The sequence below is a fragment of the Rhizobium sp. CSW-27 genome, assembly GCF_018760785.1.
In the GTDB taxonomy this organism is placed as follows: Bacteria; Pseudomonadota; Alphaproteobacteria; order Rhizobiales; family Rhizobiaceae; genus Neorhizobium.
The window spans coordinates 22,011-39,184 of sequence record NZ_JAHHZO010000009.1 but is presented as its reverse complement, the minus strand read 5'-3'; the positions used below and the strand labels follow the sequence as shown (position 1 = coordinate 39,184).

The window sequence follows — 17,174 nt, the reverse complement described above, 5'->3', positions numbered from 1 at the left end:
TTGTGCCCTTGACGCGGGCTGTCGATCTCCGCCGACGTCAGGCCTTGGCCGGAACCGCGGGGCGGAAGTCTGCGGATGCCGGGGCAGCCAGATCGGCTGCAGGTGAAAGGGTGATGCTGGTCGAGGTCATGGTCTCGTCGATGCCGGCGCCGTCCCGGTCCGAACCGTAGATCTCCTGAACGGCGGTCGCGGTCAGTTCGTCCGGCCTGCCGTCGAAGACGACGCGCCCGCGCGCCATGCCGATGATGCGTTCGCAATAGTTGCGCGCCGTATCGAGCGTGTGCAGGTTGGTGATGACGGTGATGCCGTCGTTCTCGTTGATGCTGCGCAGCGCATCCATGACGATCTTGGCGTTCAGCGGATCGAGCGAGGCGATCGGCTCGTCTGCCAGAACCATCTTCGGCGACTGCATCAGGGCGCGGGCAATCGCCACGCGCTGCTGCTGGCCGCCCGAAAGCGTGCCGGCCGCCTGCAGCGCGGTCTGCTCGATGCCGAGACGCTCGAGGGCGGCAATTGCCATCAGCCGCTCCTCGCGGGTGAAGATGTTGAGCAGGCTGAGTGCCGTCGAACGGTGGTTCAGGCGACCGAGCAGCACATTGGTCAGCACGTCGAGGCGCGGCACCAGATTGAACTGCTGGAAGATCATGGCGCAGTCGCGCTGCCAGTTGCGCAAAGCCTTGCCATGCAGCTTCGACACATCCACATCGCCGAACAGGATGCTGCCGGAAGTGGGGTCCGCCAGGCGGTTGATCATGCGCAGCAGCGTCGACTTGCCGGCACCCGAACGACCGATCACGCCGACCATCTGGCCGGCGGGAATGTCGAGCGTCACGGAATCGACGGCCGTATTGCTGCCGAAGCGCCGCGTGAGCCCTACCAACCTGAAGTCCATGGTCCTACCTTCATCGTCATCATGCCGTTGCCTCATCGCTACCGGGGCTTTGTTAAACGGGCATGTCGGTTTTGTGCAGTTTATGTGAAACGATACATGGCTTTGAAAAGCATGGATTTTCAGGCGTATTTCTGCAGAAATGCGTCAGCCGTCAGCGCCCGGAAATCGTCAAGGGCGGCAAACAGCCGATCATGGTCCCAATCCCACCAGGCAAGCCGCGCCATCCTTTCGGCCGTCTCGGCCGGGAAGCGTTCGCGGATGAGTTTTGCCGGAATGCCGCCGACAATCGTATAGGCTGCGACATCCTTCGACACGACGGCGCCGGCGCCGATCACCGCACCGTTGCCGATGGTGACGCCGGGCAGCACCGTCGCACCATGGCCGATCCACACGTCATGGCCGATGGTAACCCGGTTGTCGCGCCGCCAGGCGAAGAAATCCGCATCATTCTCGGCGCCCTCGAAATAATCGGCGGCACGATAGGTGAAGTGATGCAGCGTCGCCCGCCACGTCGGGTGGTTCGGCGCGTTGATGCGAACGGCCGCGGCAATATTGGCGAACTTGCCGATCGTGGCGCACCAGATGGAGCCATCCTGCATGATGTAGGAATAATCGCCCATCTCGGCCTCGTTCAGCCGGCAGCGCTCGGAGACTTCCGTGTAGCGTCCGAGCGTGCAGTCGACCACGCTGGCGGTCTCGTGGATGAAGGGTTCGATCCCCAGCTTGCGGCTCATGCGGCGCTCCTTCGCGGCGAAAAGGCGGTGACATCCAGGATGCGGTCGGCGACGGCTTCGCGCACTTCCTCGTCGTGGAAGATGCCGAGCAGCGCGACGCCGGCCGTCTTCTTGGCCTCGATCATGTCGATCACCACGCGGCGATTGGTGGCATCCAGCGAGGCGGTCGGCTCGTCGAGCAGCAGGACGGCGTGATCGGTGATGAAGCCGCGGGCAATGTTGACACGCTGCTGCTCGCCGCCGGAGAAGGTGGCGGGCGGCAGTTGCCAGAGGTCGCGCGGCAGGTTGAGGCGGGCGAGAAGTTCGGCGGCGCGTTCGCGCGCCTCCTCCGGCGCGGTGCCGCGCGAGACGAGCGGTTCGGCCACGACATCAAGGGCAGCGACGCGCGGCACGGTGCGCAGGAACTGGCTGACATAGCCGAGTGCGGTGCGGCGAATCTCCAGCACGGTGCGGGGATCGGCGCTCGCCACATCCACGGTGCGGCCGGCATGGCTGACGAGGATCTGGCCGGCATCCACGGCATAGTTGCCGTAGAGCATCTTCAGGATGGAGCTCTTGCCGATGCCGGAGGGGCCGCCGAGCACCACGCATTCACCGCTCGCAACGGCAAAGGAGACATTGGCGACGACCGGCAGGACGAGCCCGCCGCGCAGATGCATGGTAAAGCTCTTCGCGACATCGGAGACGACGAGGGGGGTGGCCATGGTGTTCTCCGTCAGACCTGCAGGATGGAAGAGACGAGCAGCTGGGTGTAGGGCTCGCGCGGGTCGTCCAGAACCCGGTCGGTCAGCCCGTGCTCGATCACGTGGCCGCCCTTCATCACCATCATCCGGTGCGACAGCAGCCGGGCGACGGCGAGGTCATGCGTCACCACGATGGCGGAGAGTCCGAGGTCGCTGACGAGGCCGCGCACCAGGTCGAGCAGGCGGGCCTGCACGGACACGTCGAGGCCGCCGGTCGGCTCGTCCATGAACACCAGCCGCGGCGAGGTGACGAGATTGCGGGCGATCTGCAGGCGCTGGCGCATGCCGCCGGAAAAGGCGCGGGGCTGGTCGTCGATCCGGTCTGTCTCGATCTCGACGCGCGACAGCCATTCGGAGGCAGTGGCGCGGATGCGGCCGTAATGCCGGTTGCCGACAGCCATCAGCCGCTCGCCGACATTGGCGCCGGCCGAAACCGTCATGCGCAGGCCGTCCGCCGGGTTCTGGTGCACGAAGCCCCAGTCGGTGCGCATCAGCACGCGCCGTTCGGCTTCGCTCATCCGGTAGAGATCGCGGTAGTCGCCGTCGCGCATCCGGTATTGCACGTCGCCGGTCGAGGGCATCAGCCGCGTCGACAGGCAGTTGAGAAGCGTCGTCTTTCCGGAGCCGGATTCCCCGACGATGGCAAGCACTTCGCCAGGCCACAGATCGAAGCCGACATCGTGGCAGCCGATGCGGTTGCCGTAGAACTTCGACAGGCTGCGAACCTTGAGGAGAGGCATGTCGCTCATTCCGCAGCCTCCCGCTCGCTCGTCGCCAGCATTTCGCCCACATGGCCCTCGGCCTGGCGCGTTTCGCAGTAATCGGTATCGGAGCAGACGAACATGCGGCCTCCCCGGTCGTCCAGAACGACCTCGTCGAGATAGACATGGGTTGCCCCGCACAGCGCGCAGGGCCTGTCGAACTGCTGCACCTCGAAGGGATGGTCCTCGAAGTCCAGGCTCACCACGTCGGTGTGCGGCGGCACGGCATAGATCCGCTTCTCGCGGCCGGCGCCGAACAGCTGCAGCGCCTCTGAGCGGTGCATTTTCGGATTGTCGAACTTCGGCGTCGGCGAGGGGTCCATCACGTAGCGGCCATGCACCTTGACGGGATAGGCATAGGTCGTGGCGATGCGGCCGTGGCGGGCGATGTCCTCGTAGAGCTTTACATGCATCAGGCCGTATTCTTCCAGCGCGTGCATCTTGCGGGTTTCGGTTTCGCGCGGTTCCAGGAAGCGCAAGGGTTCCGGGATCGGCACCTGATAGACCAGAACCTGGCCTTCCTTCAGCGTGTGTTCCGGAATGCGGTGACGCGTCTGGATGATGGTGGCGTCGGCGGTGTGCGTGGTGGCCCTGACCGCCGCGACCTTCTGGAAGAAGGCGCGGATCGAGACGGCATTGGTGGTGTCGTCGGCGCCCTGGTCGATGACCTTCAGAACGTCCTCGGGGCCGATGATGGCCGCCGTCACCTGCACGCCGCCGGTGCCCCAGCCATAGGGCATCGGCATTTCGCGGCTGGCAAACGGCACCTGATAGCCGGGAATGGCGATCGCCTTCAGGATGGCACGGCGGATCATCCGCTTGGTCTGCTCGTCCAGATAGGCGAAGTTGTAAGCGGCAAGTTCGGCCTCGCCCGCGCTCTCCGGTGCGGTGACGGGTTCGGTGTGCGGCGCGCTCATTCTGCGGCCTCCTCGTGTTCGGTCGTCTCTTCGGCGGGCTTGTGGCGGGCGCGCATGCGCCGCACCAGGTCGAGTTCGGCCTGGAAGTCCACGTAGTGGGGCAGCTTCAGGTGCTCGACGAAGCCGGTCGCCTGCACGTTGTCGCAATGGGAAATGACGAATTCCTCGTCCTGGGCGGGGGCGACCACATCCTCGCCGAATTCGCCGGTGCGAAGCGCCCGGTCGACCAGCGACATCGACATGGCCTTGCGTTCGCTCTGGCCGAACACCAGGCCGTAGCCACGGGTGAATTGCGGCGGCGCCTTGGCCGAGCCCTTGAACTGATTGACCATCTGGCATTCGGTGATGCGGATCTCTCCGAGCGACAGGGTCAGCCCCAGTTCCGGCACCTCGAATTCCACCTCGACGAGGCCCATGCGGATTTCGCCGACGAAGGGGTGCGTGCGGCCATAGCCGCGCTGGGTGGAATAGCCAAGCGCCAGCAGAAAGCCCTCGTCGCCGCGGGCCAGCGCCTGCAGGCGCAGGTCGCGCGGCATCGGAAACTCCATCGGCTCGCGCGTCAGGTCGCCGGGCACATGGTCCTCCGGCATCTCGCCGTCCGGCTCGATCAGGCCCTCGCGATCGAGGATGTCGGAGACGCGCATGACCGCTTCCGCCTCGCCGTCGCGGCGGGCGGGTTCCTCGACTTCTGCCGTTTCGTTGAGGAGGTCCGGATCAAGCAGGCGGTGGGTATAGTCGAAGGTCGGCCCCAGCAACTGGCCGCCCGGCAGGTCCTTGTAGGTGGCCGAGACGCGTCGCTCCACCTGCATGCGGCCGGTTTCGAGCGGAACGGAGGCGCCGAAGCGCGGCAGGGTGGTGCGGTAGGCGCGCAGCAGGAAGATCGCCTCGATCATGTCGCCGCGCGCCTGTTTCAGGGCAAGTGCGGCGAGTGACTGGTCATAGAGCGAGGCTTCGGCCATCACCCGGTCGACGGCCAGGCCGAGCTGGCCGATCAGCTGCGCGATGGTGAGGCCCGGCAGCGACCGGTCGCCGCGGCGACGGTCGGCAAGCAGGCGATGGGCGTTGGCGATGGCCTTTTCGCCACCCTTGACGGCAACATACATGGATCAGCCCTCCGATGCCGGTGTCTCGGCCACTGACTCTGTCAGTGTTTTCGCCGTGATCTTGCAGGTGCGCGGCAGGGCGACGAGCCGACGGCCCGCCGTCAGAACCACGTCGACGCCGCGCGGAAAAAGCGCGCCGTTCCCGCTCCACTGGCGCAGGAAATCGGCCGGCAGTCCGTTGGGCGCGATCCCGGCCGTGTCACGGATGCCGGGGCCGCTGAGGGTGAGCGGCTGCCCGTTGTCCAGGCTGGCCACCTCGATGATCAGCGTGGTGGAGCGGTCGGGATATTCCTGGCTTCCGAGCGCAAATGCGCCGAGCGAGGGGAGGGGAGCCCTGCCTTCGAAGAAGGCGAAGCGGGCTTCGTGCCGCTCGGTCGTCAGAGGTGCGCCGCCATGAAAGGCGAGCCAGCCGGGCACGGGCGATTGCGAGAGCTTCGGGCTCAGCCAGACTGGCGTGTCGTGGTCGCACAGCGTCAGCATCACGGCGCCGGCGGCAATGCCGAGCGGTGCCGGCGGTGCGAGGGACAGCGTCACCTCGCCCGTCTGGCCCGGGCGCGCCATGCAGTCCATCAGGGTGCGAAACACGGCCTGGCTGTCGAAGACGGCATTGGCGAAACCGCCGGCAAAGGTTTCCGTGCGGTCCGGCATCAGTCTTCTCCCCGTACCATGGTGAAGAAATCCACCTTCGTTGCCGCGGTTTCCGCCGCACGTGCCGCGGCTTCTGCGGCGAGCCGCTCGGCCAGCGGCGCAAGAAGACGGTCCGCGATCACCGCGCGGCGACCGGCATCCTGCGCCAGGGCATCGATGAGGGCTGCCAGCTCCGCCGCCCGGCGGTCGGTGCCGAGGCGATAGGCATGGCCGACCGCACCGTCGGCGAGGCGGACGCTGGCGCGGCTGACGGTTGCCTCTCCGAGATTGAAGGGAGAGCCGCCGCCGCCGATGCGGCCGCGCACCATCACCAGCCCGGTTTCCGGGCCGCGCAACCGCTGATGCGCCGGCTTGTCGTCAAGCCCGTTCCAGAGGTCTTCCAGTTCGGCGCGGCTGGCGCGGGCCAGAAGGTCGAGGTCGCGCTTGCGGCGGGCCTTTTCCTCTCCTGCATCCGGCGGACCGGCATGATCCGGATCTGCAAAAGCTGTGTTCATCCTGCACCTCATATTGTCTATTGATATAGACAACCATACAATTTGCATTATGGATAGAGGCAAAGCATGACGAGCTTGTGACAGGAGGACCGATGATTCAGCGCCAGAAGGGTGTCGCCGTGTGGCGGCAGATCGCCGACCGCATCCGCGCGCAGATCGCCGCCGGTGCCTATGATGCGACGGGGCGCGTGCCGGCCGAGACCGCTCTGGCCGAGGAATTTTCGGTCAACCGCCATACGGTGCGGGCGGCTCTGGCGGCTCTGGCGCAGGAGGGTATCGTGCGCGCCGTGCAGGGAAGCGGCACGCTGATCGAGCGGCGCGACCGCTTCGACTTTCCGATCGGTCGCCGCACCCGCTTCACCGAAGGCATCGGTGAGCAGGCCCGCGATCTGAAGGGTGTGCTGCTCTCGTCGCGGGAGGAGGTGGTGACGGCGGATCTGGCCGGGCGCCTGAAGCTTCCCGCCGGCGCCCGCGTGCTGCGGCTGGATGCCTTGCGCACGGCGGATGGGCGGGCGCTGTCGCGTTCCACCGCCTGGTTTCCGGCAGACCGCTTTGCCGGCATCGATGATGCCTTTCGCCGGACGCAGTCGATCACGCGGGCGCTGGCGATCCTCGGCGTCGCCGATTATCTGCGCGACGTGACGGAGATTTCCGCCATTCACGCCGATCCGGATGATGTGGCCGATCTCGGGCTGGCGCCGGGCGCCATCGTTCTCGTCACCAAGGCGCTGAACACCGATCCGGCCGGAGTGCCGATCCAGTATGCCGTCACCCGCTTTCCGGCCGACCGGGTGCAGTTCACCATCCGCAGCAATCCGGACGGGGGGATCTGAAAGTCATATTAGGAGTTTTGCCTTGGCTGCGGCAATGGTGTATCTGTGCGGCAAGGCTGCCGCATGGGGAGAGTGAAATGGTGAGAATGCCGGCTTCGGGGGAGGGGACGCGAAAGCCGAGGCTGGCGGCAGCGGTGATCGCGCAATTGCGGTCCGACATCGCGGCAGGGCGCCTGCCTGCCGGTGCCCGGCTTCCGACAGAGCCGGGGCTTGTCGAGCGCTTCGGCGTGAGCCGCACGGTGATCCGTGAGGCGCTTGCTGAACTGCGCGCGGCGGGTCTGGTAAAGGCGGAGCATGGGCGGGGCGTGTTCGTCTGCGAGGCTCTGCCCGCGGTCGACCCTTTGCCGGCCGTCGAGGATCAGGCATCCATTCCGAAGACCCTGGAGATGCTGGAATTGCGGGTGGGGATCGAAACCGAAGCAGCCGCCCTCGCGGCGATCCGCCGCTCCTCGGCCCAGGAATTCGAGATCCGCGCCGCCCATGACAGGATGGCGGATCTGGTGGCGGGCAAGGCCTCTGCTTCGCAGGCGGATTTCGAATTCCATCTTTCCATCGCGCGGGCCACGAATAACGGCTTTTATGTCAGCGCCCTGCTGCGTTTCGGCCTGCATGCCATCCCGCGTGCCAATCTGCCCCATCTCGCCTTCTCGCGCAGCGAGACCTATCTCGCCCAGGTGGTGGAGGAACATGGCCGCATCGCCGAGGCGATTTCCGCCCATGATCCGGATGCGGCGCGCGCGGCGATGCGCAGCCATCTCGAGGGCGCGCAGGACCGGTATCGCAGGCTCGCCCTGTCTCTGCGGCCGCGTGATCCCGCCTGACCAGCGGTCGCGGCGAACCGCCGAAAAACCCGTCTGGCAGGCTTGCGGAAGTCATATTACGACTATAACAATACCGGCACGGGTTCCGTGTCCTTGTCAGGTCCGTCCGGCGCGTGCCGGTTTCGGGTTGCGAGGGGAGGCTGGCGATGCGATCGCGTGTCGCCTTGCCGAGAAATGCCGGCAGGCGGCGGGTGAGACTGGAGGCTCCCGTGCACCTGCCGTGCCGCAGGCCGTTGCGCACCGGCAAGATGCGCCCGCGCCGAAAGGGAAAGGAGGCCCTTGCGTGCGCGGCAGTATGCCAGGCTGAAGGAGGAGGATGTCATGGCAGATTTCACGAGACGCGACCTGTTGCGGACCGCCGGTGCGGCGGCCGCGGCCCTTTCGCTGGCGCATGCGGTTCCCGCCCGGGCAGCGGATCGCGCCATCCGGCTGTTCTGGTGGGGCAATCCCGACCGCGACAAGCGCACGTTCGAGGTGATCCGGAGCTTTCAGGAGAGCCATCCGGGCATCCAGGTTTCCGGCGAAACGATCGGCTGGAGCGACTACTGGACGAAGATGGCCACCCAGACGGCCGGCCGCAACATGCCGGACCTGGTGCAGATGGATTACCGCTACCTGTTCGAATATGTGCGTCGCGGCGCCCTGAAGCCGCTCGACGATCATATCGGCAAGAGCCTGATGATCGGTACCTTCGACAAGGCGGCCGTGGATGGCGGGCGCGTCGACGGCAAGCTCTATGCGCTCAACATCGGCTCCAACAGCCAGGTGATGGTCTATAACGCGAAGGCCTTCGAGGCGGCCGGGGTCAAGCCCGACATCTATGCCTGGACCTATGACGACTATGCCCGTGTCTGCGAGGCGGTCACCGCCAAGTCCGGCGGGCGGATGAAGGGCTCGGACGACCTGTCGCTCAACATCGACATGCTGGAGGCCTGGATCAGGCAGAACGGCCGCGAATTCTACGATGCCGACGGCAAGGTGGCCGCAACCGTCGAGGATGCCGCGACCTTCTGGCAGTACTGGGCCGGTCTGCGCAAGGCGGGCGTGGTGCGCGACAAGAACAAGACGGTGCTGGTCAGCCCGCCTTTGTCTGAAACCGGTATCGTCACCGGGGAGGCGGCCATCGGCCAGCACTGGTCGAACCAGCTGGTCGGCATTCAGGCCCTGATGAAGGACCCGATCGGTGCCGCCATGGTGCCCTTCATGCAGAACGGCAAGCCCGGTCAGTTCATCAAGCCCTCGCAGTTCCTCTCGCTGTCGCGCGATGCGAAGGATGTCGAGGCGGCGATGCTGCTTCTCAATGGCTGGGTCACCGATCCGAAGCTGACGGCCATCCTGGGCATGGAGCGCGGCATTCCCTGTTCGCCACAGGTGCGCGCGGCGCTGAAACCCTCGCTGAAGCCGGTCGAGGCGCTGTCCATCGACTTCTTCCAGGCCATCCAGGACAAGGTTGCGCCGCTGCCGCCACCGCCGCCGAAGGGGGCGGGCGAGGTGCGCGAGGCCTTTACCCGGATCGGCACGGAGGTCGTCCTCGACCGGACCTCGCCGAGGCAGGCGGCCGACATGTTCATCGACGAGGCCGGCTCCATTCTCGAGCGGGCGCTCTGAAGGTCCGGTTCGCGCTCATGCCCGGCGGGGCGAAGGCTTCCGCCGGGTCCAAGGAATGACTGTTCGCAAAGGCCGTGTCATGAAACGCTTCATTGCCCGCAACGCGCCAGGTTACATCTTCCTGCTGCCGTGGTTCCTAGGCTTCTTCCTGCTGGCGCTCGGGCCGATCCTCGCCTCGCTGTACCTGTCCTTCACGCGCTACGACATGGTCAATGCGCCGCGCTGGATCGGGCTTGGCAACTACGAATACATGTTCATGCGCGACCGCCGCTTCTGGAAGGCGCTGGAGGTGACCTTCCACTATGTGGTGCTGGCGGTGCCGGCCCGTCTGGTCATGGCGCTGGCGGTGGCGATGCTTCTGGACAAGGGCCTGCGCAGCATCGGGCTTTATCGCGCGATCTTCTACCTGCCCTCGCTGCTCGGGGCCTCGATCGCCATCGCCATCCTGTGGCGGCAGCTTTTCGATGCCAATGGCGTCGTCAATCAGGCGCTGGCCTCGCTCGGCATCCAGGGGCCCGAATGGCTGACGAACCCGGACACCTCGCTCTACACGCTGGTGGTGCTGGCCATGTGGCAGTTCGGATCGCCCATGCTGATCTTCCTCGCCGGTCTGCGCGGCATCCCGCGCGATCTCTACGAGGCGGCCGAGATCGACGGCACGCCGCGCTGGCGCCAGTTCACCCGCATCACGCTTCCCCTGCTGGCGCCGGTGATCTTCTTCAACCTGGTGCTGCAGACCATTGATGCCTTCAAGACCTTCTCCAGCGCCTTCATCATCTCCAACGGCACGGGCGCGCCGGCAGACAGCATGCTGTTCTACACGGTCTACCTGTTCAACGAGGCCTTCAAGTTCTTCCGCATGGGCTATGCCTCGGCACTCGCCTGGGTGCTGCTCATCATCATCGCGATCTTCACGGCCGCTGCCTTCCTGACCTCGAAATACTGGGTGCATTATGAGAACGAGCGCGATTGATCCCGGGACCGGCATGAGCCTCGACGATGCGACACGGCTCGCACATGACCTGAAGCTGCGCCGCCTGAGGCGGGAGCGCAACGGGCGGCTGATGAAACACGCCTTCCTGATCGGCGTGTCCTGCATCATGCTCTATCCGCTTTTGTGGCTGCTGTCGGCCTCGCTGAAGCCCGAAAACGAGATCTTCGGCAATATCGAGCTGTGGCCGTCGGCCTTCCAGTTCCAGAACTATACGAAGGGCTGGCATGCCCTGCCGGAATCCTTCACCATCTTCTACGTGAACTCCACCATCGTTACGGTGCTGTCGGTCATCGGCAATCTGCTTTCCTGCTCCTTCGCAGCCTATGCCTTTGCCCGGCTGCGCTTCACCGGCCGCAACTTCTTCTTCGCGCTGATGATGATGACGCTGATGATTCCCTATCACGTGGTCCTCATCCCGCAATATGTGCAGTTCCTGCAGCTTGGCTGGGTCGATACCTATCTGCCGCTGGTCGTGCCGCGCTTCCTGGCGTCCGACACCTTTTTCATCTTCCTGATGGTGCAGTTCTTCCGCCAGCTTCCGCGCGAGCTGGACGAGGCGGCGATGATCGACGGCTGCTCGCCCTTCAAGATCTACTGGGCGATCATCCTGCCGCTGTCGCTGCCGGCCATGGGCACGGCCGCCATCTTCTCCTTCATCTGGGTCTGGGAGGATTTTCTCGCCCCCCTCATCTATCTGAACGACATCAAGAGCTACACGGTGCCGCTGGCCCTGAGGCTCTTCCTCGACCAGGAGGGCCAGTCCGCCTATGGGCAGATGTTTGCCATGTCGGTCCTGTCGCTGGTGCCTGTCGTCATCTTCTTCGTCCTGTTCCAGAAGCTCATCGTGCGCGGCATCGCGACGTCCGGCATGAAGTAAGGAAAGCAAAATGGCTGGTTTGACACTCCGCAATGTCGGCAAGAGCTACGGTGCGCTGCAGATCATGCAGGGCCTCAATCTCGACATCCATGACGGCGAGTTCCTGGTGCTCGTCGGCCCCTCCGGCTGCGGCAAGTCCACGCTTCTGCGCATGATCGCCGGGCTGGAAGACATCACGGACGGCACGATCGCCATCGGCGGCAAGGTGGTCAACGACCTTCCGGCCTCCCGGCGCGAACTGTCGATGGTGTTCCAGAGCTACGCGCTCTATCCGCACATGACGGTGGCCAAGAACCTCGCCTTCGGCCTGCAGAATTTCCGCATGCCGAGGTCCGAGGTGGAACGGCGCGTGGCCGAAGCCGCCCGCATCCTGCAGATCGAGCCGCTGATGGACCGCAAGCCGCGCCAGCTCTCCGGCGGCCAGAAGCAGCGCGTGGCGATCGGTCGCGCCATCGTGCGCGAGCCGAAGCTGTTCCTGTTCGACGAACCGCTCTCCAACCTCGACGCGGAACTGCGCGTGCAGATGCGCGCCGAGCTTGCCTCGCTCTATGCCCGCCTCGGCACCACCATGATCTATGTGACGCATGACCAGGTGGAGGCCATGACCATGGCAAGCCGCATCGTCGTGCTGCGTGCAGGCAAGATCGAGCAGGTCGGCACGCCGCAGGAACTTTACACGCGGCCGCAGAATCTGTTCGTCGCAGGCTTCATCGGTTCCCCGAAGATCAACATGCTGGCAGCAGAGGTCCGGGCGGATGGCGAACGGTCGCTGGCGCGGGTAGCGGGCTTTGCCGATTTCGCCCTGCCGGGGCTGGCAACGCGCGACAGCCGCCTGACGCTCTGCGTGCGGCCCGGTGCCCTGCATGTCGGCGGGGGCGAGGTCGCGAGCGAGGGAACCATCCGCCTCGTCGAGTATCTCGGCAATGAAACCCTGCTGCATGTCGCGCTCGCCTCCGGCCAGGTGCTGCTTGCCAGCATTTACGGCCAGGCCTCCTATCGTGCCGGCCAGACCGTCCCGGTCGGCTTCGATCTCGCCGACCTGCATTATTTCGATGCCAGCGGCCAGCGTCTCGAGCCGGAGATGCCCGCGCCCGTGCCGGCGCAAGCCGTCTCGGGCTCTGCCTGATTTCTGAAGCCAGCCAGGGCGATCCCGCCTCACTCCCGGGCGGGGCGCCCCTTATGAGGTGCATGAACTGTGAAGATAGCCATTGTTGGATGTGGGTCGCGCCACCAGATGTTTCGGGACGCGGTCATCGAGGATGATGCCGACCGGCATGAGATCGTCGCGCTGTGCGACAGCAATCCGCATCGCCTCGGCGAAGCGGCGCGGGTGGTTTCCAAGCCGGGCACGAACGGGGTCGCGACCTATCTCGCCTCGGATTTCGACCGCCTGATCGCCGAGCAGAAGCCGGATACGGTGGTGGTTGCGACACCGGATTTCCTGCATGCGGACTACATTGTGCGCGCCTTCGAGGCGGGCTGCGATGTCATCTGCGAGAAGCCGCTGACCATCGATCTTTCGCGGCTGAAGATGATCGTCGATGCGCAGGCCCGCACGGGCCGCCAGGTGAAGGTCACCTTCAACTACCGCTATTCGCCTGCGCGCACGCAGATCAAGGAACTGCTGGCCGCCGGCACGATCGGCACCATCACAGCCGTCGATTTCCGCTGGCATCTCGACCGGGTGCACGGCGCGGACTATTTCCGCCGCTGGCATCGCCAGAAGGAGAATTCGGGTGGCCTTCTGGTGCACAAGTCCACCCACCATTTCGACCTGCTCAACTGGTGGCTCGGCTCGGTGCCGACCGAGGTGCTGGCCTCCGGCCGCCGCGTCTTCTACCGGCCGGAAACGGCGGTGGAGATGGGGCTCGAACAGCGCGGCCCGCGCTGCGCCCACTGTCCCGTTGCCGGGGCCTGCTCCTTCCGGCTGGATCTGGCCGCGGACGAGAAGCTGCGGGCGCTTTATCTCGAGGCCGAGCATGAGGATGGCTATTACCGCGATCTCTGCGTCTTTGACGAGGAGATCGGCATCGAGGATACGATGCAGGCGCATATCCGCTATGCCTCCGGTGCCACCGCCAACTACACCCTGACGGCCTACTCTCCCTGGGAGGGGCTGGAGATCAAGTTCCAGGGCACGAAGGGCGAGATCACCCACCGGCATGTGGAGGTGCATGGCGTGTTCGGCGGCGTGCGCGCCCATGCGGACGAGGATGCGATCACCACCGAACTGCATCTGGCTGGCGAAGCACCGCGCCGGCTGGAGGTGCCGAAGGCCGAAGGGAGCCATGGCGGTGCCGATCCGGTGATGCTCGGCTATATCTTCAACCCCGAGGGCATGGAGCCGGATCGCTATGGCCGCGCTTCCGACCATGTAGCGGGCGCCTGGTCGATCCTGACGGGCATCGCCGCCAATGCGTCGATCGAGAGCGGATCGCTCGTGCATATTCCATCGATGCTGAAGGCCCGAGGCATCCGGATCTGATCCGGCCGACAGGACTGCACCGGGACCATGCCGCGCCATGGCCCCGGCAGGCATGGCTGCCCTTGCTCCGATTTCGTTTTCTTCTAAAGTGAAGAAAAAGCGAAAAGGAGGGGCGCATGCTGCTGTCGTCACGTCAGGTCGAGATTGTTGCGATTGCCAAGGAACAGGGGCGGGTGCTGGTGGATGAACTGGCGCAGCGCTTTTCCGTCACGCCGCAGACGATCCGCAAGGATCTCAACGATCTCTGCGACGCGCGCGTGCTGAACCGTATCCATGGCGGTGCCGTGCTGCCCGCCGGCAAGGAAAACGTCAAATACGAGGCGCGCCGCTCCATGGCGGCGGCCGAAAAGCAGGCGATCGGCCGCGCGGCCGCGCGACTGATTCCCGACAATGCCTCGCTCTTCATCAATATCGGCACCACGACGGAGGCCGTCGGCGAGGCGCTGACCGACCATCACGAACTGATGGTGATCACCAACAACATCAATGTTGCCAACCGCTTGCGCATCTTCCCCTCGATCGAGGTGGTGATTGCCGGTGGCGTGGTCCGCGGTGCCGATGGCGGCATTGTCGGCGAGGCGGCCGTCGATTTCATCCGCCAGTTCAAGGTGGATTTCGCAGTCATTGGCGCCTCCGCCATCGATGAGGACGGCGCCCTGCTGGATTTCGATTTTCGCGAGGTGAAAGTGGCACAGGCCATCATCGCCAATGCCCGCCATGTGATCCTCGTCTCCGACTCCTCCAAGTTCGAACGCACCGCGCCGGTGCGGATCGGTCATATCTCGCAGGTCCACACCTTCATCACCGATCACTGCCCTCTCACCCGGCTGCGAACCATCTGCCAGGAACGGGACGTGCGCCTTCTGGAAACCGCGCCCGTGCCGGGCGCGCAGCCTTCTGCCGAAGTCTGACTTCGTTTGACATTCGTTTTGCTTTCATTTAAAACCAAGGCACTTTCGTAACCGCCTCGCATGTGATGCGCATCAAGGCTGCGCCCTGGAGAGATCGATGTCCGACGCCCCTGTTTTTGATCTGTTCGTCATCGGTGGCGGCATCAATGGTTGCGGGATCGCCCGCGATGCGGCGGGGCGCGGCTATCGGGTCGCGCTGGCGGAGATGAACGATTTCGCCTCCGGCACCTCGTCCGGCGCCACCAAGCTGATCCATGGCGGCTTGCGCTATCTGGAGCATTATGAATTTCGGCTGGTGCGCGAGGCTCTGATGGAACGCGAGGTGCTGTGGGCCATGGCGCCGCATGTCATCTGGCCGATGCGCTTCGTATTGCCGGTCCAGAAGGGTGGCATCCGCCCGGCCTGGCTGGTGCGGCTTGGCCTGTTCCTCTACGACAATCTGGGTGGCCGCAAGCTGCTGCCGGCGACAAAGACGCTGAATCTGAGCCGCGACGAGGCCGGCCAGCCGCTGAAGCCGGAATTTCGCAAGGCCTTCGAATATTCGGACGGATGGGTCGATGATGCGCGCATGGTGGTGCTGAATGCCCGCGACGCCGAGCAGCGTGGCGCGACCATTCTCAACCGCCGCAAGGTGGTATCCGCCAAGCGCGAAGGCGGCGTATGGGAGATCACCACCCGCACGCAGCACGATGGCCGGCTGGAAACACATCGCGCCCGCATGGTGGTGAACGCCGCCGGTCCCTGGGTCGATCAGGTGCTGGCCGGCGCCATGGGCCGCAACAACGCCCACAATGTCCGCCTGGTGCAGGGCAGCCACATCATCGTGCGCAGGAAGTTCAACCATCCGAGAGCCTATTTCTTCCAGAACCCGGACAACCGCATCATCTTCGCCATTCCCTATGAAGGCGATTTCACGCTGATCGGGACGACAGACCGGGATTTCAAGGAAGACCCCAAGGATGTGCGCATCACGCAGCAGGAGACAGACTATCTCTGCAATGCGGCCAGCGAATACTTCAAGGAGCCGGTGCGGCCGGAGGATATTGTCTGGAGCTACTCGGCGGTTCGCCCGCTGTTCGACGACGGCGCTTCCAAGGCGCAGGAAGCAACGCGCGACTATGTGCTGAAGGTGGAAGCGCCGGATGGCGCAGCCCCGCTTCTCAACGTGTTCGGCGGCAAGCTCACCACCTATCGCCGTCTGGCCGAGCATGCGCTGGAAAAGATCGGCGAGGCAATCGGCACCAAGGGGCAGCCCTGGACGGCCGGCAGCCACCTGCCCGGCGGCGATTTTGCCGTCACCGAGGTGAAGGAGATGGTTGACAGCCTCGTTGCTTGGGCGCCCTTCCTCGACCGGCGGCATGCGGAGCGACTGATCCGCTGCTATGGCAGTGATGCCCGCGCCGTTCTCGGCCGGGTGTGCAAGGCCGATGATCTCGGTCGTCACTTCGGCGGCACGCTCTACGAGGCCGAGGTCTCCTGGCTGATCGAAAAGGAATGGGCCGTCACTGCCGAGGACATTCTGTGGCGCCGCACCAAGCAGGGCCTCTTCCTGACGCGCGAGCAGGTTCAGGGACTGTCAGATTACCTTGCTGCACGCATGATGGTTTCCGCCGAGTAGCGGAGACGAAACCCTGATCAACCTGCAATCTGGCCGCTTGAGCAGAGCAATCTCTCTGCCTTCCGGCTCTTGCCCCTGCCTCCTCGACAATCTGCGCCTTGGCACAAGGTTGCCGCTCGCTGCGGTTAGAATACGGCTCATTCGGCACATCTGCAATATAGTATTTTTAATGGTTTGATAATATAAGCACTTATCACTATACACAGTGCTGTGAAGGCGAACCTGTGGCTGATGTCTTTCGAGCGGTCTTAAAAAGCACGTCTCTCGAATGACTTACCATTTTTTTCGAATTCCGGGTGAACCAATCGGGTTCCTGTGCGTTTCGCATTCAGTCCCAGAAATTTAGTCTGGGGATTAAAGATCTGATAACTTACTATTAAAGAAACTGTCTATAAAAGCGTATTGGAATATAAATCGCTTATGGCAGTATCGGAACTGTGAGAGTCAATGAACGCGTCACCGAATTACGAGAAGATTGGTCTCCTCACGGTTGCAGGCGTATTCCTGATATATTTTCTGGTTTCCGGTGCCATTCTCTAGAGCAGCTTCAGCGGGCATGCGCCGCGGTCTTGTGCCTGAAACCGTGTCAGAACGGAAAGAGGAGCCCTCCGGGCCATTCCGGCTTCGTCGGACGCACCGTGTAGCCAGATCCCGCCGCAGGAGATGCGACGGGATCGTATGAGGCATGAATGGCGCAGCGGGGCTGCACGGCGCGCCGCTTCCAGCCAGTCAGGC

17 protein-coding genes are annotated in these 17,174 nt (G+C 64.5%); 9 read left to right on the top strand and 8 right to left on the bottom strand.

Annotated elements, in window-relative coordinates; all coding sequences use genetic code 11:
- Window positions 1-37 precede the first annotated feature (37 nt).
- From phnC to phnG, 8 genes are all read right to left on the bottom strand, one after another.
- Window positions 38-892 carry a phosphonate ABC transporter ATP-binding protein gene (gene phnC / locus KLP42_RS17285; protein WP_215568199.1) on the bottom strand — a complete coding sequence of 285 codons (855 nt, stop codon included), beginning with the start codon at window positions 890-892 and terminating at the stop codon, window positions 38-40.
- A 119-nt stretch (window positions 893-1,011) separates the two neighbouring features.
- On the bottom strand, window positions 1,012-1,626 hold the full coding sequence (locus tag KLP42_RS17280) for a DapH/DapD/GlmU-related protein (protein WP_215568198.1): 615 nt from the start codon (window positions 1,624-1,626) through the stop codon (window positions 1,012-1,014).
- Window positions 1,623-2,330 (bottom strand): phosphonate C-P lyase system protein PhnL, encoded by a 708-nt coding sequence (gene phnL / locus KLP42_RS17275; RefSeq protein WP_215568197.1) that lies wholly within the window; start codon window positions 2,328-2,330, stop codon window positions 1,623-1,625. The genes KLP42_RS17280 and phnL overlap by 4 nt, the downstream gene beginning before the upstream one ends.
- Window positions 2,331-2,341: 11 nt before the next feature.
- Entirely contained in the window at window positions 2,342-3,118 is a 777-nt protein-coding gene (gene phnK / locus KLP42_RS17270) for a phosphonate C-P lyase system protein PhnK (protein ID WP_215568196.1), read from the bottom strand.
- Window positions 3,115-4,047 (bottom strand): alpha-D-ribose 1-methylphosphonate 5-phosphate C-P-lyase PhnJ, encoded by a 933-nt coding sequence (locus KLP42_RS17265; protein ID WP_215568195.1) that lies wholly within the window; start codon window positions 4,045-4,047, stop codon window positions 3,115-3,117. Before KLP42_RS17265 ends, phnK begins: the two co-directional genes overlap by 4 nt.
- Window positions 4,044-5,150, bottom strand: a complete 1,107-nt coding sequence (locus KLP42_RS17260; RefSeq protein WP_215568194.1) for a carbon-phosphorus lyase complex subunit — start codon at window positions 5,148-5,150, stop codon at window positions 4,044-4,046. Before KLP42_RS17260 ends, KLP42_RS17265 begins: the two co-directional genes overlap by 4 nt.
- Before the next feature lie 3 nt (window positions 5,151-5,153).
- Window positions 5,154-5,798, bottom strand: coding sequence for a phosphonate C-P lyase system protein PhnH (gene phnH / locus KLP42_RS17255; protein WP_215568193.1), 645 nt, complete (start codon window positions 5,796-5,798; stop codon window positions 5,154-5,156).
- The gene (gene phnG / locus KLP42_RS17250; RefSeq protein WP_215568192.1) at window positions 5,798-6,292 is read right to left on the bottom strand and encodes a phosphonate C-P lyase system protein PhnG; all 495 of its coding nucleotides are present in this window, start codon (window positions 6,290-6,292) and stop codon (window positions 5,798-5,800) included. The genes phnH and phnG overlap by 1 nt, the downstream gene beginning before the upstream one ends.
- A 92-nt stretch (window positions 6,293-6,384) precedes the next feature.
- Here phnG and phnF point away from each other — a divergent pair, with 92 nt between their 5' ends.
- From phnF to glpD, 9 genes are all read left to right on the top strand, one after another.
- Entirely contained in the window at window positions 6,385-7,125 is a 741-nt protein-coding gene (gene phnF, locus KLP42_RS17245) for a phosphonate metabolism transcriptional regulator PhnF (protein ID WP_215568191.1), read from the top strand.
- 77 nt (window positions 7,126-7,202) lie between these two features.
- Complete coding sequence (locus tag KLP42_RS17240; protein WP_215568190.1) at window positions 7,203-7,946, top strand: FadR/GntR family transcriptional regulator; 744 nt, start codon at window positions 7,203-7,205, stop codon at window positions 7,944-7,946.
- A gap of 321 nt (window positions 7,947-8,267) precedes the next feature.
- Window positions 8,268-9,554 (top strand): ABC transporter substrate-binding protein, encoded by a 1,287-nt coding sequence (locus KLP42_RS17235; RefSeq protein ID WP_215568189.1) that lies wholly within the window; start codon window positions 8,268-8,270, stop codon window positions 9,552-9,554.
- Between the two features lie 79 nt (window positions 9,555-9,633).
- Window positions 9,634-10,527: a carbohydrate ABC transporter permease gene (locus tag KLP42_RS17230; RefSeq protein WP_215568188.1), complete on the top strand. Its 894-nt coding sequence runs from the start codon at window positions 9,634-9,636 to the stop codon at window positions 10,525-10,527.
- Between the two features lie 13 nt (window positions 10,528-10,540).
- The gene (locus KLP42_RS17225) at window positions 10,541-11,425 is read left to right on the top strand and encodes a carbohydrate ABC transporter permease (protein ID WP_502941311.1); all 885 of its coding nucleotides are present in this window, start codon (window positions 10,541-10,543) and stop codon (window positions 11,423-11,425) included.
- Between the two features lie 10 nt (window positions 11,426-11,435).
- On the top strand, window positions 11,436-12,551 hold the full coding sequence (locus KLP42_RS17220) for an ABC transporter ATP-binding protein (protein WP_215568186.1): 1,116 nt from the start codon (window positions 11,436-11,438) through the stop codon (window positions 12,549-12,551).
- 69 nt (window positions 12,552-12,620) lie between these two features.
- Window positions 12,621-13,910, top strand: a complete 1,290-nt coding sequence (locus KLP42_RS17215; RefSeq protein WP_215568185.1) for a Gfo/Idh/MocA family protein — start codon at window positions 12,621-12,623, stop codon at window positions 13,908-13,910.
- A gap of 116 nt (window positions 13,911-14,026) precedes the next feature.
- Window positions 14,027-14,821, top strand: coding sequence for a DeoR/GlpR family DNA-binding transcription regulator (locus KLP42_RS17210; protein ID WP_215568184.1), 795 nt, complete (start codon window positions 14,027-14,029; stop codon window positions 14,819-14,821).
- Window positions 14,822-14,918: 97 nt separating this feature from the next.
- Entirely contained in the window at window positions 14,919-16,439 is a 1,521-nt protein-coding gene (glpD, locus tag KLP42_RS17205; protein ID WP_215568183.1) for a glycerol-3-phosphate dehydrogenase, read from the top strand.
- Window positions 16,440-17,174: the final 735 nt, after the last annotated feature.

Coding starts and splice junctions, on each gene's coding strand:
- KLP42_RS17265 (WP_215568195.1), bottom strand. CDS start 4,047: ATGAGCGCGCCGCACACCGAACCCGTCACCGCACCGGAGAGCGCGGGC.
- KLP42_RS17220 (WP_215568186.1), top strand. CDS start 11,436: ATGGCTGGTTTGACACTCCGCAATGTCGGCAAGAGCTACGGTGCGCTG.
- KLP42_RS17280 (WP_215568198.1), bottom strand. CDS start 1,626: ATGAGCCGCAAGCTGGGGATCGAACCCTTCATCCACGAGACCGCCAGC.
- glpD (WP_215568183.1), top strand. CDS start 14,919: ATGTCCGACGCCCCTGTTTTTGATCTGTTCGTCATCGGTGGCGGCATC.
- phnF (WP_215568191.1), top strand. CDS start 6,385: ATGATTCAGCGCCAGAAGGGTGTCGCCGTGTGGCGGCAGATCGCCGAC.
- phnG (WP_215568192.1), bottom strand. CDS start 6,292: ATGAACACAGCTTTTGCAGATCCGGATCATGCCGGTCCGCCGGATGCA.
- phnL (WP_215568197.1), bottom strand. CDS start 2,330: ATGGCCACCCCCCTCGTCGTCTCCGATGTCGCGAAGAGCTTTACCATG.
- KLP42_RS17230 (WP_215568188.1), top strand. CDS start 9,634: ATGAAACGCTTCATTGCCCGCAACGCGCCAGGTTACATCTTCCTGCTG.
- phnK (WP_215568196.1), bottom strand. CDS start 3,118: ATGAGCGACATGCCTCTCCTCAAGGTTCGCAGCCTGTCGAAGTTCTAC.
- KLP42_RS17225 (WP_502941311.1), top strand. CDS start 10,541: ATGAGCCTCGACGATGCGACACGGCTCGCACATGACCTGAAGCTGCGC.
- KLP42_RS17240 (WP_215568190.1), top strand. CDS start 7,203: ATGGTGAGAATGCCGGCTTCGGGGGAGGGGACGCGAAAGCCGAGGCTG.
- phnC (WP_215568199.1), bottom strand. CDS start 892: ATGGACTTCAGGTTGGTAGGGCTCACGCGGCGCTTCGGCAGCAATACG.
- phnH (WP_215568193.1), bottom strand. CDS start 5,798: ATGCCGGACCGCACGGAAACCTTTGCCGGCGGTTTCGCCAATGCCGTC.
- KLP42_RS17210 (WP_215568184.1), top strand. CDS start 14,027: ATGCTGCTGTCGTCACGTCAGGTCGAGATTGTTGCGATTGCCAAGGAA.
- KLP42_RS17260 (WP_215568194.1), bottom strand. CDS start 5,150: ATGTATGTTGCCGTCAAGGGTGGCGAAAAGGCCATCGCCAACGCCCAT.
- KLP42_RS17235 (WP_215568189.1), top strand. CDS start 8,268: ATGGCAGATTTCACGAGACGCGACCTGTTGCGGACCGCCGGTGCGGCG.